General features: G+C 63.9%; 10 protein-coding genes. 5 read left to right on the plus strand and 5 right to left on the minus strand.

The window, feature by feature from the left end:
- Nucleotides 1–450: 450 nt before the first annotated feature.
- Nucleotides 451–1698 carry an SGNH/GDSL hydrolase family protein gene (locus tag HMPREF3227_RS07490; RefSeq protein WP_066511772.1) on the plus strand — a complete coding sequence of 416 codons (1248 nt, stop codon included), beginning with the start codon at nt 451–453 and terminating at the stop codon, nt 1696–1698.
- Between the two features lie 131 nt (nt 1699–1829).
- Here HMPREF3227_RS07490 and hutI read toward each other — a convergent pair whose 3' ends face one another.
- From hutI to HMPREF3227_RS07510, 4 genes are all read right to left on the minus strand, one after another.
- Nucleotides 1830–3017, minus strand: coding sequence for an imidazolonepropionase (gene hutI / locus HMPREF3227_RS07495; RefSeq protein WP_066511775.1), 1188 nt, complete (start codon nt 3015–3017; stop codon nt 1830–1832).
- Nucleotide 3018: 1 nt separating this feature from the next.
- The gene (locus tag HMPREF3227_RS07500) at nt 3019–4695 is read right to left on the minus strand and encodes a urocanate hydratase (RefSeq protein WP_066491708.1); all 1677 of its coding nucleotides are present in this window, start codon (nt 4693–4695) and stop codon (nt 3019–3021) included.
- 196 nt (nt 4696–4891) lie between these two features.
- Nucleotides 4892–6445, minus strand: a complete 1554-nt coding sequence (hutH, locus tag HMPREF3227_RS07505; RefSeq protein ID WP_066491719.1) for a histidine ammonia-lyase — start codon at nt 6443–6445, stop codon at nt 4892–4894.
- Nucleotides 6446–6594: 149 nt separating this feature from the next.
- On the minus strand, nt 6595–7338 hold the full coding sequence (locus tag HMPREF3227_RS07510) for an IclR family transcriptional regulator (RefSeq protein ID WP_066511777.1): 744 nt from the start codon (nt 7336–7338) through the stop codon (nt 6595–6597).
- Nucleotides 7339–7450: 112 nt separating this feature from the next.
- On the opposite strand from HMPREF3227_RS07510, the gene hutG reads away from it, so the two are divergent.
- Nucleotides 7451–8362 carry a formimidoylglutamase gene (gene hutG / locus HMPREF3227_RS07515; RefSeq protein ID WP_066511783.1) on the plus strand — a complete coding sequence of 304 codons (912 nt, stop codon included), beginning with the start codon at nt 7451–7453 and terminating at the stop codon, nt 8360–8362.
- Nucleotides 8363–8401: 39 nt separating this feature from the next.
- Here hutG and HMPREF3227_RS07520 read toward each other — a convergent pair whose 3' ends face one another.
- Complete coding sequence (locus HMPREF3227_RS07520; protein WP_066511786.1) at nt 8402–9433, minus strand: alcohol dehydrogenase catalytic domain-containing protein; 1032 nt, start codon at nt 9431–9433, stop codon at nt 8402–8404.
- Between the two features lie 212 nt (nt 9434–9645).
- Here HMPREF3227_RS07520 and HMPREF3227_RS07525 point away from each other — a divergent pair, with 212 nt between their 5' ends.
- From HMPREF3227_RS07525 to HMPREF3227_RS07535, 3 genes are all read left to right on the plus strand, one after another.
- The gene (locus tag HMPREF3227_RS07525) at nt 9646–10995 is read left to right on the plus strand and encodes a Na+/H+ antiporter family protein (protein ID WP_066511790.1); all 1350 of its coding nucleotides are present in this window, start codon (nt 9646–9648) and stop codon (nt 10993–10995) included.
- Between the two features lie 745 nt (nt 10996–11740).
- Nucleotides 11741–12628: an aldose epimerase family protein gene (locus tag HMPREF3227_RS07530; protein WP_066511793.1), complete on the plus strand. Its 888-nt coding sequence runs from the start codon at nt 11741–11743 to the stop codon at nt 12626–12628.
- A gap of 136 nt (nt 12629–12764) precedes the next feature.
- Complete coding sequence (locus HMPREF3227_RS07535) at nt 12765–14426, plus strand: sodium:solute symporter family protein (protein WP_066491768.1); 1662 nt, start codon at nt 12765–12767, stop codon at nt 14424–14426.
- Nucleotides 14427–14467 lie beyond the last annotated feature (41 nt).

Genomic DNA, 14467 nt, shown 5'->3' on the forward strand with positions numbered 1-14467 from the left:
ACAGCATTAGCACGCTGGATACTAGACGCCGGTAGTATGCTTCAGCACGGCGGAATGCCTGTCGTAGACCGTGCTGGAGCATTATTCGTATCTGGGGAGTTTTGCGGCTTCGATTGAAGGGGATGGAAATTCCGCCACACGTCGCTACCTCGATGAGCTTTTTACGAAACGTTGGACGATGTTTTCGGTAAGGCCGACGTAGCGTTCCCCGTTAGTGAATTCCAGAATATAAATTCCGCGCCGGAACCTCGTACCGACGAGAGGAGCGACAGGGGGAGTTGGAGTCGATCTCCCAGCGCTTGAAATTGAGTGAGAATGTGGTCATGAGTGAGAGAAGGTAGACGTCGTTTATCTCATCGTAGGCACAATGCGCGGCGCGCCAAGGGTGTTTGTACGCGGCCGTCTTGAAACCAGACGTAGAGCGTGCTCTGTAGTGCTAGGTTATGCAGCATGAAACGTCTCGCTCTCATTGCCGCGGCTGCGCTGTGCATGAGCACGCTCGCACCCGTGGCCGCCTCTGCTCAATCGTCCGATATGACGCAACAGGAACGCGACCAGTGGCGCACCGATCCGCTGGGCGCCGTGCTGTGGACCGGTATTAAGAGTAGTTCGAATGCGCTCCGCGGTGACCCGGTCGCGATGTCGGTGGCCTCGGTGTATTCGATGGGCTCGCCGAGCGACACCTACCCAGGAGCCTTCGGCAAGGTGGACCAGTGCGCGAAGTTCCTTACCTCGTCCAGCCCACTGGGGGGGCGTGCGTTTTACTGCTGCGGGGCTGTGCATCATGGCGAATCCGTCGCTGCGAGCGGAGCTTGCGGAGCAACCGGGGATTCCGCTGTTCTAGGCGGTCACTTTGTACTTAAACTCGGGAGAATTATGAATCGCCTGCTCATCGGTCTCGCTTTCTTAATTCTTGCAGGGTGTCTTGCTGCATGTAGTTCAGATACCGCGTCTGAGCAGATGACGTTGACAACGCTGGTCGAGGAACCGGTGCACTATGTCGCTCTCGGAGATTCCTACGCCGCGATGGGCTCCCACGCTGCCACGGATCCCGGCGACGCTTGCGCGGTCGCGGCGGATTCGTACCCTGTTCTCCTTGCGGACGCGCTGGGAGTGGAAGATTTCGTCAACGCGTCGTGCCAAGGCGCCGTGACGGCGGACGTGGGGGAGAAGACGGCGTTGGGGACGGCGGCATCGGAAGGCTCGCCGCAGGTGGCGGCGCTGGGGGAAGAGACGGACCTGGTGACGCTGAGCATCGGCGGCAATGATGTGAGCTTCATCGACATGACGCGGTGCTTCGAGAACGCGTGCCCGGCGGGGCTGCGCGAGAAGGTGGCGGGCGAGCTTGAAGAGCTGCCAGCGCGGCTGGACGATGTGTACGTGGTGATTGAACAACGAGCACCGGGTGCGCGCGTCGTCGCCACGGGGTACATGCCGTTGCTCAACGACGCATGTACGGACGTGCCCGACGCGGCGTGGCTCGCGGAGCAGATCACTCGCATCAACGGGGAAGTGCGCGCGGCCGCCGAGAGGTACGGCGCGACGTACGTGATGCCGGCGGGCGCGGGGGAGCACACTGGGTGCTCGGCGGAGCCGTGGGTGGATTTCACGGGCGAGGCGACGGGCTCGTACCCCATGCACCCCACGGCGGCGGGGCAGCAGGCGATGGCGGAGGCCATTGCCGCGGCAGTTGGCTAAAGACGGTCATCTATAGGTGCAAGGCGAAAAATTAGCGACGGGTGGTGCGCGTGCGGTCAAGAAAAGAATGAAATTCGTATGAGTCGCGCGAAAATCAGAAAATTTTCGGCAACTCATACGAGTTATTCACGCTAGACCAGCTTTCCGGCGACGTAGGTCTGGTATGTCTGCGGCATGCCTGGGCGGTAGGCCAAGTCGATGGCGCTGGTGCCTTGGAGGACGTGGAGGTCCGCAGCGGCGCCGGGGACCAGCGTGCCCTTGGCCGGGCGTCCCTGGGGGTCGAGACCGTCGCCGACGTCGTGGCGGCGCAGGGCCTTGGCACCGCCGGTCGTCGCGGCGGCAATGGCCTCGTCGAGCGTGAGGTGTTGCTGCAGAACCGCGGTGGCCACGCAGAAGTTCATCGACGAGGTATACGAGGTGCCTGGGTTGAGATTGGACGCGATAGCGATGGTCGCGCCCGCGTCGAGGAGACGGCGGCCCGGGGCGAGCGGCTGACGCGTGGACAAATCGCACGCGGGCAGGAGCGTCGCGACGGTATCGGAGTTCGCAAGGGCCGCGATGTCCGCGTCCGTAACGTAGTTGACGTGGTCGACGCTCGCCGCGCCAAGGTCGACGGCGAGCTGGACGCCCGGGCCGTCGCCCAGCTGGTTGCCGTGGACGCGCACACCCAGACCGCGGGCGATGCCGGCCTCCAGGACGCGGCGGGACTGTGACTCGTTGAAGGCGCCGCGCTCACAGAAGACGTCGATCCACTGGACGTACGGTGCCACGCCGTCGAGCATCGGACCGACGACCTCGTCGAGGTACTCGTCGGCGTCGGCACCCGGCGGGACGAGGTGGGCACCCAGAAACGTAACGTCGTCGGCGAACTCGGCGGCAATCTGCGCGGATTCCACCTCCGAGGCCGTGTTGAGCCCGTAGCCGGTCTTCGTCTCAAAGGTCGTCGTGCCACCGGCGCGGCCGGCGGCGATGCGGTCGCGGACGAGCGCGCGGAGCCGGTCAGCGCCGGCCGAACGTGTCGCCTCCATAGTCACCGCGATGCCGCCAGCCTCATACGACGAACCAGCCAGGCGCGCCTCGAACTCCGCGCCGCGGTTGCCGTCGAAGACCATGTGCGTGTGCGAGTCGACCCAGCCAGGCAGGACGGCCCGGCCGCCGAGGTCGATGGTCTCCTCGCAGGCGGGAGCCTGCGCGGGGGCATCGGAAGCCGAGCCAACCCAGGTGATGACGCCGTCGGCGACGGTAAGGGCGGCATCGGCAAGCGTGCCAGCGGAAGAGACGGTGCGCAGTTCGCTGATTCCAGTAAAGAGCGTGGACATATTAATCGCGCGCCTTGAATTCCATGGGGATGCGCACACCGCGCTCGTCTGCAACCTCCTTGGCGCGGGTGTAGCCCGCGTCGACGTGGCGGATAACGCCCATGCCCGGGTCGTTGGTAAGCACGGCGCGCAGCTTGGCCGCGGCGAGCTCCGTGCCGTCGGCGACGGATACCTGGCCAGCGTGGATGGAGCGGCCCATGCCCACGCCGCCGCCGTGGTGGATCGACACCCAGGTCGCGCCGGAGGACACGGCCGTCATGGCGTTGAGCAGCGGCCAGTCCGCGACGGCATCGGTGCCGTCGAGCATGGACTCGGTCTCGCGGTAGGGCGAGGCCACAGAGCCGGAGTCGAGGTGGTCGCGGCCGATGACGATGGGCGCGGAGATTTTTCCCTCGCGGACCAGCTCGTTGAACTTGAGGCCAGCCTTGTGGCGCTCGTTGTAGCCGAGCCAGCAAATACGTGCGGGCAGGCCCTCGAACTCGACGTACTCCTCGGCAGCGTCGAGCCAATTGTGGAGGTGCTCGTTGTCCGGGAAGAGCTCCTTCAAAGCTTGGTCGGTGACCTTGATATCCTCCGGATCGCCCGACAGCGCGGCCCAGCGGAACGGGCCCAAGCCCTCGCAGAAGAGCGGACGGATGTAGGCGGGCACGAAGCCGGGGAACTCGAAGGCGCGCTGGTAGCCGGCGTGGCGGGCCTCGTCGCGGATGGAGTTGCCGTAGTCGAAGACCTCGGCGCCCTCGTCCTGGAACTCGACCATGGCCTGCACCTGGGCGGCCATGGACTCGCGGGCCTTCTTCGTAAAGGTCGTCGGGTCTGCCTTGGCCTCGGCGTGCCAATCCTCGACGCGGATCTCCGTGGGTAGATAGGAGAGCGGATCGTGCGCGGAAGTCTGGTCCGTGACGATGTCGACGGTAAATTCGCCGGCGCGCTGGCGGCGCAGCATCTCCGGGAAAACGTCGGCGGCGTTGCCCACCAGACCGACCGAGAGCGCACGCTTTTCTTCCTTCGCGGCGAGCACGAGCTTCAGGGCCTCGTCCAGATCCGTCGTCACTTCGTCGAGGTAGCGCTTGGATTGACGGCGCTTGAGGCGGGTCTCGTCCACATCGACGATGAGCACCGCGCCTCCATTGAGCGTGACCGAGAGCGGCTGGGCGCCGCCCATGCCGCCACAGCCGCCGGTGAGAGTCAGCGTGCCGGCGAGCGTGCCGTTAAAGCGCTTGCGGGCGACGGCGGCGAAGGTCTCGAAAGTGCCTTGGAGGATGCCCTGAGTGGCGATGTAAATCCAGGACCCGGCCGTCATCTGACCGTACATCATGAGCCCCTCGTCTTCGAGCTTGCGGAAGTGCTCCCAGTTGGCCCAGTCGCCCACGAGGTTGGAGTTGGCGATGAGCACGCGCGGCGCCCATTCGTTGGTCTTCCAGATGCCCACGGGCTTGCCGGACTGGACGAGCAGGGTCTCATCGGATTCCAGGTCCTTGAGCGCATCGACGATGGAGTCGAAAGCCTCCCACGAGCGTGCGGCGCGGCCAGTGCCGCCGTAGACTACGAGGTCCTCGGGGCGCTCCGCGACCTCAGGGTCCAGGTTGTTCATGAGCATGCGCAGCGGCGCCTCGGTCTGCCAAGACTTGGCGTTGAGCGTCGTGCCGCGCGGGGCGCGGACTTCACGGGGTGCAGACATGGGAGTTCCTTTCTTCGACAGGTAAGCTGCGCGTGGTTGCAGGGCCGGTTACCCGGGGCTGTCCCCTTCTACCGTGGCGCATGTCTCACAAAGGTAGCGTCTGTGATGTTGATGCACGAGGCGCTTGCAGGGTTGGGTGTCTGGGATACGAGACTCCCAGAGGGTCGCAAAAAAGGGCCCGCATGGGCCCTCCTGCTTAGCGCAGCTTTCCGATGCCGCCTTCCACCGCGTCCAGCAGCGTCCCTGCCTTGACCAGACGTACCGTCTCCTCGATCTCGGGGGAGAGGAAGCGGTCGGTGCCTGCACCCTGGACAGTCTCGCGTAGTTTTTCGATGACCGCGCCGGTTCCCTTCGCGGGCTCGCCGTCGCGCATGTCGATGGCGCGGGCAGCAGTGAGGATCTCGATGGCCAGCACGCGCTGCAGTCCGTCGACGGACTTGCGCAGCTTGCGCGCGGCGGACCAGCCCATGGAGACGTGGTCTTCTTGCATGGCTGACGACGGGATGGAATCCGCCGAGGACGGGTTGGCCAGGCGCTTGAGTTCACTGACGATGCCGGCCTGGGCGTACTGCGCGATCATGTGGCCGGAGTCGACGCCTGGGTCGTCCGCGAGGAAGGCGTTGAGGCCGCGGTTGCGCGCGGGATCGAGAAAGCGGTCGGTGCGGCGCTCAGAAATGGAGGCGAGATCCGCTGTGACGATCGCGAGGAAGTCGAGCACGTAAGCGACCGGCGCCCCGTGGAAGTTGCCGTTGGACACCACGCGGCCGTCCTTGGCGACGACGGGGTTATCCACGGCAGCGGCGAGCTCGTGGCCCGCGACGGTGGCGGCATGTTCGATGGTGTCGCGGAAGCCGCCGGCGACCTGCGGCGCGCAGCGCACGGAGTAGGCGTCCTGAACCTGGTTCTTCTTGAACTCTTCGAGCGCCGCGGCGAGGATCTCCGAGCCTTCTGCGACCTTGAGGATGTTCGCCGCCGCGGCCGCCTGACCCGGATGCGGGCGCAGCTCCTGGAGGTCTTCGGCAAAGACGACGAGCGTGCCCAGCAGGCCCTCGACCGTCATCGCCGTCGCGATGTCCGCGGTCTTGGCGAGCTGGCGCAGATCGGTAATAGCCAGGCACAGCATGCCCAGCATGCCGTCCGTGCCGTTGATGAGCGCTAGGCCCTCCTTCTCGCGCAGGACGAGTGGCTCGATGCCTGCGGCCTTGAGTGCCTCGCCCGCGTCCTGGAGTTCGCCGTTCACGCGGACCTCGCCTTCGCCGAGTAGGGCCAGGGCGCAGTGGGCGAGTGGCGCCAAGTCGCCGGAGCAGCCCAGCGATCCGTACTCGCGCACGACCGGCACGATACCTGCGTTCAGCACGTCCGCGTACGTCTGTGCGACGACGGGACGCACGCCGGTCCGGCCTGTACACAGCGTGGACAGACGCAGGAGCATGAGCGCGCGGATGACTTCTTCCTCGACCTCCGGTCCGGTGCCCGCGGCGTGAGAGCGCACGAGCGACAGCTGCAGCTGGGCTCGCATCTCCTCAGGAATGTGGCGACGCGCCAGCGCGCCGAATCCAGTGGAGATGCCGTAGACCGGCGTGGGATCCTGGGCGAGTTCCTCGACGCGCTCACGCGTCGCCTCGACTTCAGCAAGCGCCTCGGAAGTGATTTCTACCTTCGCGCCGTAGCGGGCGACGGCGACGACCTCGTCAATGGTCAGTGCGCCGATGCCGACGGACACGGTCTGGGAAGTAGCAGCGTGGGACATATCTGGCTCCTTATCGCGGATGATGTGCGTGGACGTACCACCGGTGGATGCACCCCAGTGCACCCCGGCGGGGAATGAATGGATTTCTCGCGCGACAGCCAGACGCGTTGGCAGTAATGTTACACAACGGCTGGAGCGCGCGCTACGGATTAACCGGAGCGGTAAACCTTCGCTGCAATCGCTGCGGCGGCCGAGCGCAACTGCTCGATCGCCACGGCGCGCGTGGCGGCATCAATCCGCCCGCGCTGGAAGGTGACGGCGAGCGCGCCCGCAGGCCGGTTGACGTGATCGAGGATGGCCACGGCCACGGATTCCTGGCCGCGGGAGACCTCCTCGACCTCCTCGGCCCAACCGCGCTCGCGAGTCTGGGCGAGCATGTCGTGGAACTGCCGGAAGGCTCCGGCGTCGCTGGAGGTGGAGTACGCGGCGCGCGCCTCGGCATCGGGAAGCTGGGCGAGCATTGCGCGGCCGGATGCGGTGCGGTGAGCTTGAAGGCGCACGCCCTTTTCGGTGACGAGCGAGACCGCACCAGGGGAGCGAACTTCCTGGAGATAGACAATCTCGGAGCCAGCCATGCGGGAGAGGTGTCCCGAGCCGTGCACGAGCGCGGCGATCTTCTCGAGCGGCTTCGTTGCTGCGCGCACGAGCGGCTGCTGTGTCGTATATGCCGAGGCCATTGCGTACGCCGCCATGCCCAATCCGTAGGTCTGATTTTCCGGAATGTGCACGACAAAGCCGGCGGCGACCATCTCATTGAGTAGGTGATACGTGCTCGAACGGGGTAAGTCGAGTTCACGACGAATGCGGCTCGCGGAAATGGGCACGTCGATGGTGGACAGCAGCCGCAGGATGTCGAGCGTGTGGCGGGCGGCGGGAACGCGGGAAGACGACATGGAAGGCAAGTCTAGCGGTGGAGTCTGAAATTTCAGACGATTAGATTCCGCTGGCGGTGCGCGCAGCGCACGCGCACTTTAAGCTGGGCACGACGTCAACCAAGGAGGCACCTTGTTTACTCCCGCTCCCGCATGGACCGGCCGCAACGACGGACCCGGACCGGAACACGCGCGCTGGCACTCGGTCATCAATACATCGACCGCCCCTGGGGCGGCGCTGCTCGGCTTTGCCACGGATGAGGGCGTGCGCCGCAACGGTGGGCGCGTGGGTGCCGCCGACGGACCCGAGGCGCTGCGGGCGGCACTGGGATCGCTCGCCGTGCACGACGAGTTCCCACGCCACGACGCCGGCACCGTCGTCACCGAGGGCAAAGACCTTGAGTCCGCGCAGGCGGAAGTCTCCGACAAGGTCGAGGAGCTCGTGCGCGCCGGGCACCTGCCCATCGTGCTCGGTGGCGGGCACGAAACCTCGTTCGCGACGGGCAGGGGATTAGCCCGCGTGCGTCCGTCCGCGATTATCAATCTCGACGCACACTTCGACTTGCGCATCGCGGACCAACCCACGTCCGGCACACCGTTTCGGCAGTTAGTGGACGTCTATGGCGATGACTTCGACTACTCGGTACTGGGTATCTCGCGGCCGAATAATACGAAAGTTCTTTTTGATACCGCCCGCGATCTGGGCGTCAAAGTCGTGCTCGACGAGGAACTTGCCGCTCTCAGCGCCCAGGACGCGGCTGCGCGCGCCGTGGAACTCGTCGCCGACGCCGAGTCGATTCATCTGTCCATTGACCTCGACGTGCTGCCTGCCGCCGTCGCCCCAGGCGTCTCCGCGCCAGCAGGGCTTGGCGTCCCGCTGCTGCATATCCATGCCATCGTCCGCGCACTCGCCGCGACGGGCAAGCTGGCGCTCGTCGACGTCGCTGAGCTCAACCCCCGTTTCGACATCGATGGACGCACGGCCAAGGCGGCGGCGAGGCTGATTGATTCAATCGTCGTCGCGCATGCGGAAGCACGATCCTAAACGCGTAGTTCCGAATTCTTCGCTGTTATCGCGTCTGACCTAAAGTACCGCAACGGTCATGCCGAAGCTGCCCGTGCGCGACGGCTCGTTCATCGCGGGGAGCGCGGCGGGCAGATCGTCGAAGCCGATGCGGGTGCCGACGGTGCCGGCGAGGTCAAGGTGGCCGGAGGCGACATCGGAAAGCAAGGCAGCGTATTCGCTGGTGGCCAGGCCGTGGGAGCCAAGCAGCTCGAGTTCGAGCGCAATGGCGCGACCGTAAGGCAGCGGGGGATTGGCGTCCTCGCCGAGAAGGAGGCCAACCTGGACGTGGCGGCCCTTGGGGTGCAGGGACTCGATGGCCATCGTGGCGGTGATGCGAGCTCCCAGGGCATCGATGGATACATGCGCGCCGCCGAGCTCGTGGATGCGCGCGACGGTGGTCTCGTCCGAGTAAAGGGGAGTGGCGCCGAGCTTTTCCGCGGCATCGAGGGCGGATTGAGCGCGGTCGACAGCGATGACGCGGGCGCCGGCGGCGCGGGCGATCATGACGCACGACAAGCCGACGCCGCCGCAGCCGATGACAGCGACGGTCTCGCCGGGCTGGACGCGGCCTTGCACCGTGACGGCGTGATAGGCAGTGCCGAAGCGGCAGCCTAGTCCCGCGGCAATATCGAAGTCGAGCTCATCCGGTAGGTGCACGAGATTCGTCGCGGTGTTGGTAACGGCAACGTATTCGGCCCAGGATCCCTTGAGATTGAAACCCGGTTGTTGCTGGTTAGGGCAGACCTGCGTGTGGCCCGCGCGGCACTGCGCGCAGTCGCCGCAGGCAAAGATGAAAGGCGCCGTGACGCGGTCGCCCTTCTTAAAACCGGGGACGGCGGGGTCGATTTCTTCGATGACACCGGCGAACTCGTGGCCAGGGATGTGAGGGATCGACACGGAGTCATCGTGGCCGGACCACGCGTGCCAGTCGCTACGGCATACGCCGGTGGCCGTGACGCGGACGACGGCGCCGCCGGCAGGCAGGAGCGGAGGGGGGACGTCCTCGATGGTGGGCGTGGAAGAGAACTCGGTGAAAGTAACGGCGCGCATGAGGCTAGCGTGTCAGAAACATGGGGTGAAGAGGCGACTTTTATGTCACCAACTGCTGGGAAGACGGTAGCGGGGTGAGATGTTTCGACATTTCGTACCTAGCAAGAGGCTTTCGTATGTCGCGCCGGGCGTACGGGCCAAAGGCGATGGCTCTATGGAAGCAGTATTGAAAAATTTCATAGAAATGAATACTATGCACTACGCTTACGTGCATGAACGCCGTACTCATCGCAGTTATCGTGATGCTCGTGCTTTCCGTGGCACGCGTGCACGTTGTCATCGCCCTGTTCTTAGGCGCCCTCACGGGTGGTCTCATGGCCGGCATGGGCCTCGATTCCACCCTTCTCGCTTTCCAAGACGGCCTGGGCGGTGGCGCGAAGATCGCGCTGAGTTACGCCTTGCTCGGCGCGTTCGCCATGGGTGTTGCGGCGGCGGGCTTGCCGGAAAAGCTGGCGCAGACGCTCATCCACAAGATGAACGGCAACGCGGGGGAGCTTAACCCCAAGGCCGTGGCAATGACGAAGTGGACCATCATCCTCGTCGTGGTTGCGATGGCGATTATGAGCCAGAACCTCATCCCGGTCCACATCGCGTTCATTCCGCTCATCGTCCCGCCACTTTTGGGTGTGATGAGCAAGCTGCAGTTAGACCGCCGCCTTATTACGTGCTGCCTCACCTTCGGTCTGGTCACCACGTACATGTTCGTGCCGGTAGGCTTCGGTTCCATCTTCTTGAATGACATCCTGCTGTTCAATATCGGTGAGGCGGGCCTGGACACGACCGGTATGAACATCATGAAGATCATGGGAATCCCGGCACTCGGCATGTTTATCGGCTTGCTCATCGCGGTGTTTATCAGCTACCGCAAGCCGCGCACGTACCTTGACGCACCCATTGCGGAGGAGAAGGATAAGGAAGAGATTTCCGCCTACAAGCTGTGGGTTTCCGTCGTCGCCATCATCGCCACGTTTAGCGTGCAGATTGTCATGCAGCTCATGGACTTCGAGGCGGATGGCCTCATGGTCGGCGCACTCGTGGGCCTGGGCATCTTGCTGCTCTCCGGTGCGGTGAGCTGGCGCAACGCGGACGATGTCTTCACCAACGGCATGAAAATGATGGCGCTTATCGGTTTCATCATGATCACCGCCCAAGGTTTCGCGTCCGTCATGACGGAGACAGGGCAGGTGGAGTCGCTCGTGACGACCACCGCCGAGCTCTTTGGCGATAACAAGCTGCTGGCCGCGGCGGCCATGCTTCTGGTCGGCCTCATTGTGACGATGGGCATCGGCTCGTCCTTCTCCACGCTGCCCATTATCACGGTCATCTACGTGCCGCTGTGCATGACGCTGGGCTTTAGCCCTGCGGCGACGGTTGCCATCGTCGGTACCGCAGGCGCGCTGGGCGACGCGGGCTCGCCGGCGTCCGACTCGACGCTCGGCCCCACGATGGGCTTGGGCGCCGACGGCCAGCACGACCACATTCGGGATTCGGTCATCCCGACGTTCCTGCACTTTAATATTCCGCTGCTCATCGCCGGGTGGGTTGCGGCGATGGTTCTGTAATTCGTTCTCCTGAGACAGTTGCGGCCCCGCGTGCGGATTCGTCCGGGCGCGGGGCCGCTCAATGATGCGTGGCTGGAAACACGAAAATTAGATGGCTTGGGGAAAACCCTTTTCGGAGTGGAGACGCAGCGGCGCAGGTCTGAGGAGAATAGCCGTGGGCTGAGTAGCTTTGTCGAATACGTTGAGAACGTAGGGGAGGTTCGTGATGAGCTGGCCGGCCGTTGCTGCCTGACGGGTTGCGTCCGTTAGCGAGGTGTACGAGTTAGTTCCTGTGATGGCCCCCATCAGGCATGCATTCGCACTGGCGTGAAAAGATCTGCGCCACCTGCTGCAGTGGGCTGAGCGTGCCGATGCCCCCTTTGGGCCCAGGTGTGTGTGCGAACGAAGCGGGCAGTCCGCGGAGGAAACTACAACAAATTCAACCCCACTTGGAGCGGCGGAGGCAGTCTTTTCCGTGCAAAATATCACAGGTTATGACCAGTGAAAGTGCTGTGTAGTTGTCTGAGCTGCGCTATTAGGGGAATTTGATTGTGTGCGATTGTGTGGCAATGCCCCCGTTTGAGGAGAAATATCTTGTTGATATTTGTGGCTTCGAATTAACCTCATATGCAGGGCTATCGTGGCGCATCCGCGCCATCGATGCCCCACGAGTGACACGATACGGATGCCAACAGCGCGCATCATAGACCGCCCCGGATTGAGGCGACGCGGCGTGCAGTCGGTCCGCGAAGTGGAAAGGAATGCCATGCCGGAAACCATATCCAGGAGATCACCAGTTGCACCCACCGTCCGGCTGATCGCGGGGCGCTATAGCGCACAGATTGACCTCCGTTCTGGGGGTATCGCTGCGCTGTCCTATGACGGTGCGCCTTTGCTGGAAAGCTACGACACTGCGCAGCTTCCGCCGGCTGCGGCCAATAGCGTGCTGGCGCCGTGGCCCAACCGCACCGAAGACGGAATCTTCTCGTGGAAGGGCACCGAGCACCAACTAGCGATCACGGAGCCGGAGCGCCACAACGCAATTCACGGCTTCGTGCTCGATGCCGCCTGGCAGATCGTAAACCACGACCCAGATCGCGTGGAGATCGCCGCGGACATCGCCCCGCAGCAAGGCTGGCCGTGGGCGTTGCGCGTCACTGCGTCGTACCTCCTCGACGAGCAGGGACTGCACTGCACCTATGGGGCATCGACGCAGGAAGACAGCGTTCCCTTTGCCTTCGGTCTGCACCCATACCTTTCGCCGCAGGGCACTACGGTGGACGAGGCCGAGCTGCGCTTGCCGCCGGTGGAGCACCACCTACTCGACGCGCGCAACGTGCCCACAGGCGAGCACGCACCGGTGGAGCTGAGTCACTGCGTCGCCGAGCTAGAACTCGATGATCTCTTCTACGTGGGACCCGAGCCGCACACGGTGGAACTTGCCGCCGACGGGCGCGGCGTGCGCATGGATTCCGGGGAGGGACTCGGCTGGCTGCAGATTTATACCGCGCCGGATTTCCCGGGGCGCGGGCGAGCGATTGCCGTGGAACCCATGAGCGCGCCGCCCAACGCCCTGCGCACTGGTACCGACCTCGTGGAGCTGGGCCCGGATCGGCCATGGCAGGCCACCGTGCACTTCAGCGTCATTGAATAGCCACGAAAGACTGCACCGTCAGACTGTAACTGAATACATAACTGCATACGTTTCTCCCAAGTAATTCTCTCGTGCTCGGGGTCGGCGTGCGTTCGCGCGGCGGTGGCGGGTACTTATCGTGAAAGGTTCAAGAGCTATGGAGACTGCACAATCAGTCCTACGCCTGGACGCGACGTGGGTGGACTACCTCATCGTCGCAATCTACTTCCTGTTCGTGCTCGGCATTGGCTGGGCAGCGAAGGCCCGCGTGTCTTCGTCGATTGACTTTTTCCTCTCCGGCCGCTCGCTGCCGGCGTGGGTGACCGGCCTGGCCTTTATCTCGGCCAACCTCGGCGCGGTGGAAATCATTGGCATGTCCGCCAACGGCGCGGAGTACGGCTTCCAGACCATGCACTACTTCTGGATTGGCGCCGTGCCGGCCATGATCTTCCTGGGCATTGTCATGATGCCGTTCTACTACGGCTCGAAGGTTCGCTCCGTGCCGGAGTTCATGCGCCGCCGCTTCGGCAACGGCGCCCACTTGGTCAACGCCCTGTCCTTCGCGCTGGCCCAGCTGCTCATCGCCGGCGTGAACCTGTTCCTGCTCGCCACCATTGTCGAGGCCCTGCTGGGCTGGCCGATGTGGGTCGCGCTCGTCGTTGCTGGTGTCATCGTGCTGTCCTACATCACGCTCGGCGGCCTGTCCGCGGCCATCTACAACGAGGTGCTGCAGTTCTTCGTCATCGTCGCTGCGCTCGCACCGCTGACGATCATCGGCCTCAACCGCGTGGGCGGCTGGGAAGGTCTCAAGACGGCCGTCGCGGAAGGATCCCACTTCCACACCTGGCCGGGCTCTGAGCTCTCCGGTTTCGATAACCCGGTCTGGTCTGTCATCGGTATTGTGCTGGGCCTGGGCTTCGTTCTGTCCTTCGGCTACTGGACCACCAACTTCGTGGAGGTGCAGCGCGCAATGGCCTCGGATTCGCTTTCGGCTGCACGCAAGACGCCTATCATCGGTGCGTTCCCCAAGATGTTCATCCCGTTCCTCGTCGTCATCCCGGGCATGGTCGCCTCCGTTCTGGTGAGCGAAATCGCTGCCGGCTCCGCGAAGCCGAACGACGCCATCCTGCTGCTCATGCGCGACCTGCTGCCCAACGGGCTGCTCGGCATCGCCATCGCTGGCCTGCTCGCCTCGTTCATGGCCGGCATGGCCGCCAACATTTCTGCGTTCAACACCGTCATTTCCTATGACATCTGGCAGACCTACGTGGTCAAGGACCGCGAGGATGATTACTACCTCAAGTTCGGCCGTATCGCGACCGTCGCCGCGACGCTGATCGCCATGTTCACCGCGCTGCTCGCGCAGAACTTCGGCAATATCATGGACTACCTGCAAACGCTCTTCGGCTTCTTTAACGCCCCGCTGTTTGCCACCTTCATTCTCGGTATGTTCTGGAAGCGTATGACCCCGCATGCCGGCTGGTCCGGCCTCATCGCCGGTACGGCGTCCGCGATTGGCTACTGGTACGTTGCTACGTTTACCGATGCCACCAGCACGATGTTCAACCTGCCGGGCCAGGGCACCGCGTTCGTGGCTGCCGGCGTGGCCTTCGCTGTCGATATCCTGGTCTCCGTCATCGTCACCATGTTCACCACGCCGAAGCCGGACAGCGAACTGGTCGGATTCGTCTCCTCGGTGACTCCGAAGGGCCACTTCGAGGACATGACAGAGTCCAACCTGCCGTGGTACCAGCGCACCGTTCCGCTGGGCATGATCTGCCTGGTCATGGCAATCGTACTCAACGTCATCTTTGCCTAAACCATCTACCGATTGAGTCTTTGAAGACAAGAACTAGGAGT

It is taken from the genome of Corynebacterium sp. CMW7794 (genome assembly GCF_001563605.1).
GTDB classification, from domain to species: domain Bacteria; phylum Actinomycetota; class Actinomycetes; order Mycobacteriales; family Mycobacteriaceae; genus Corynebacterium; species Corynebacterium phoceense.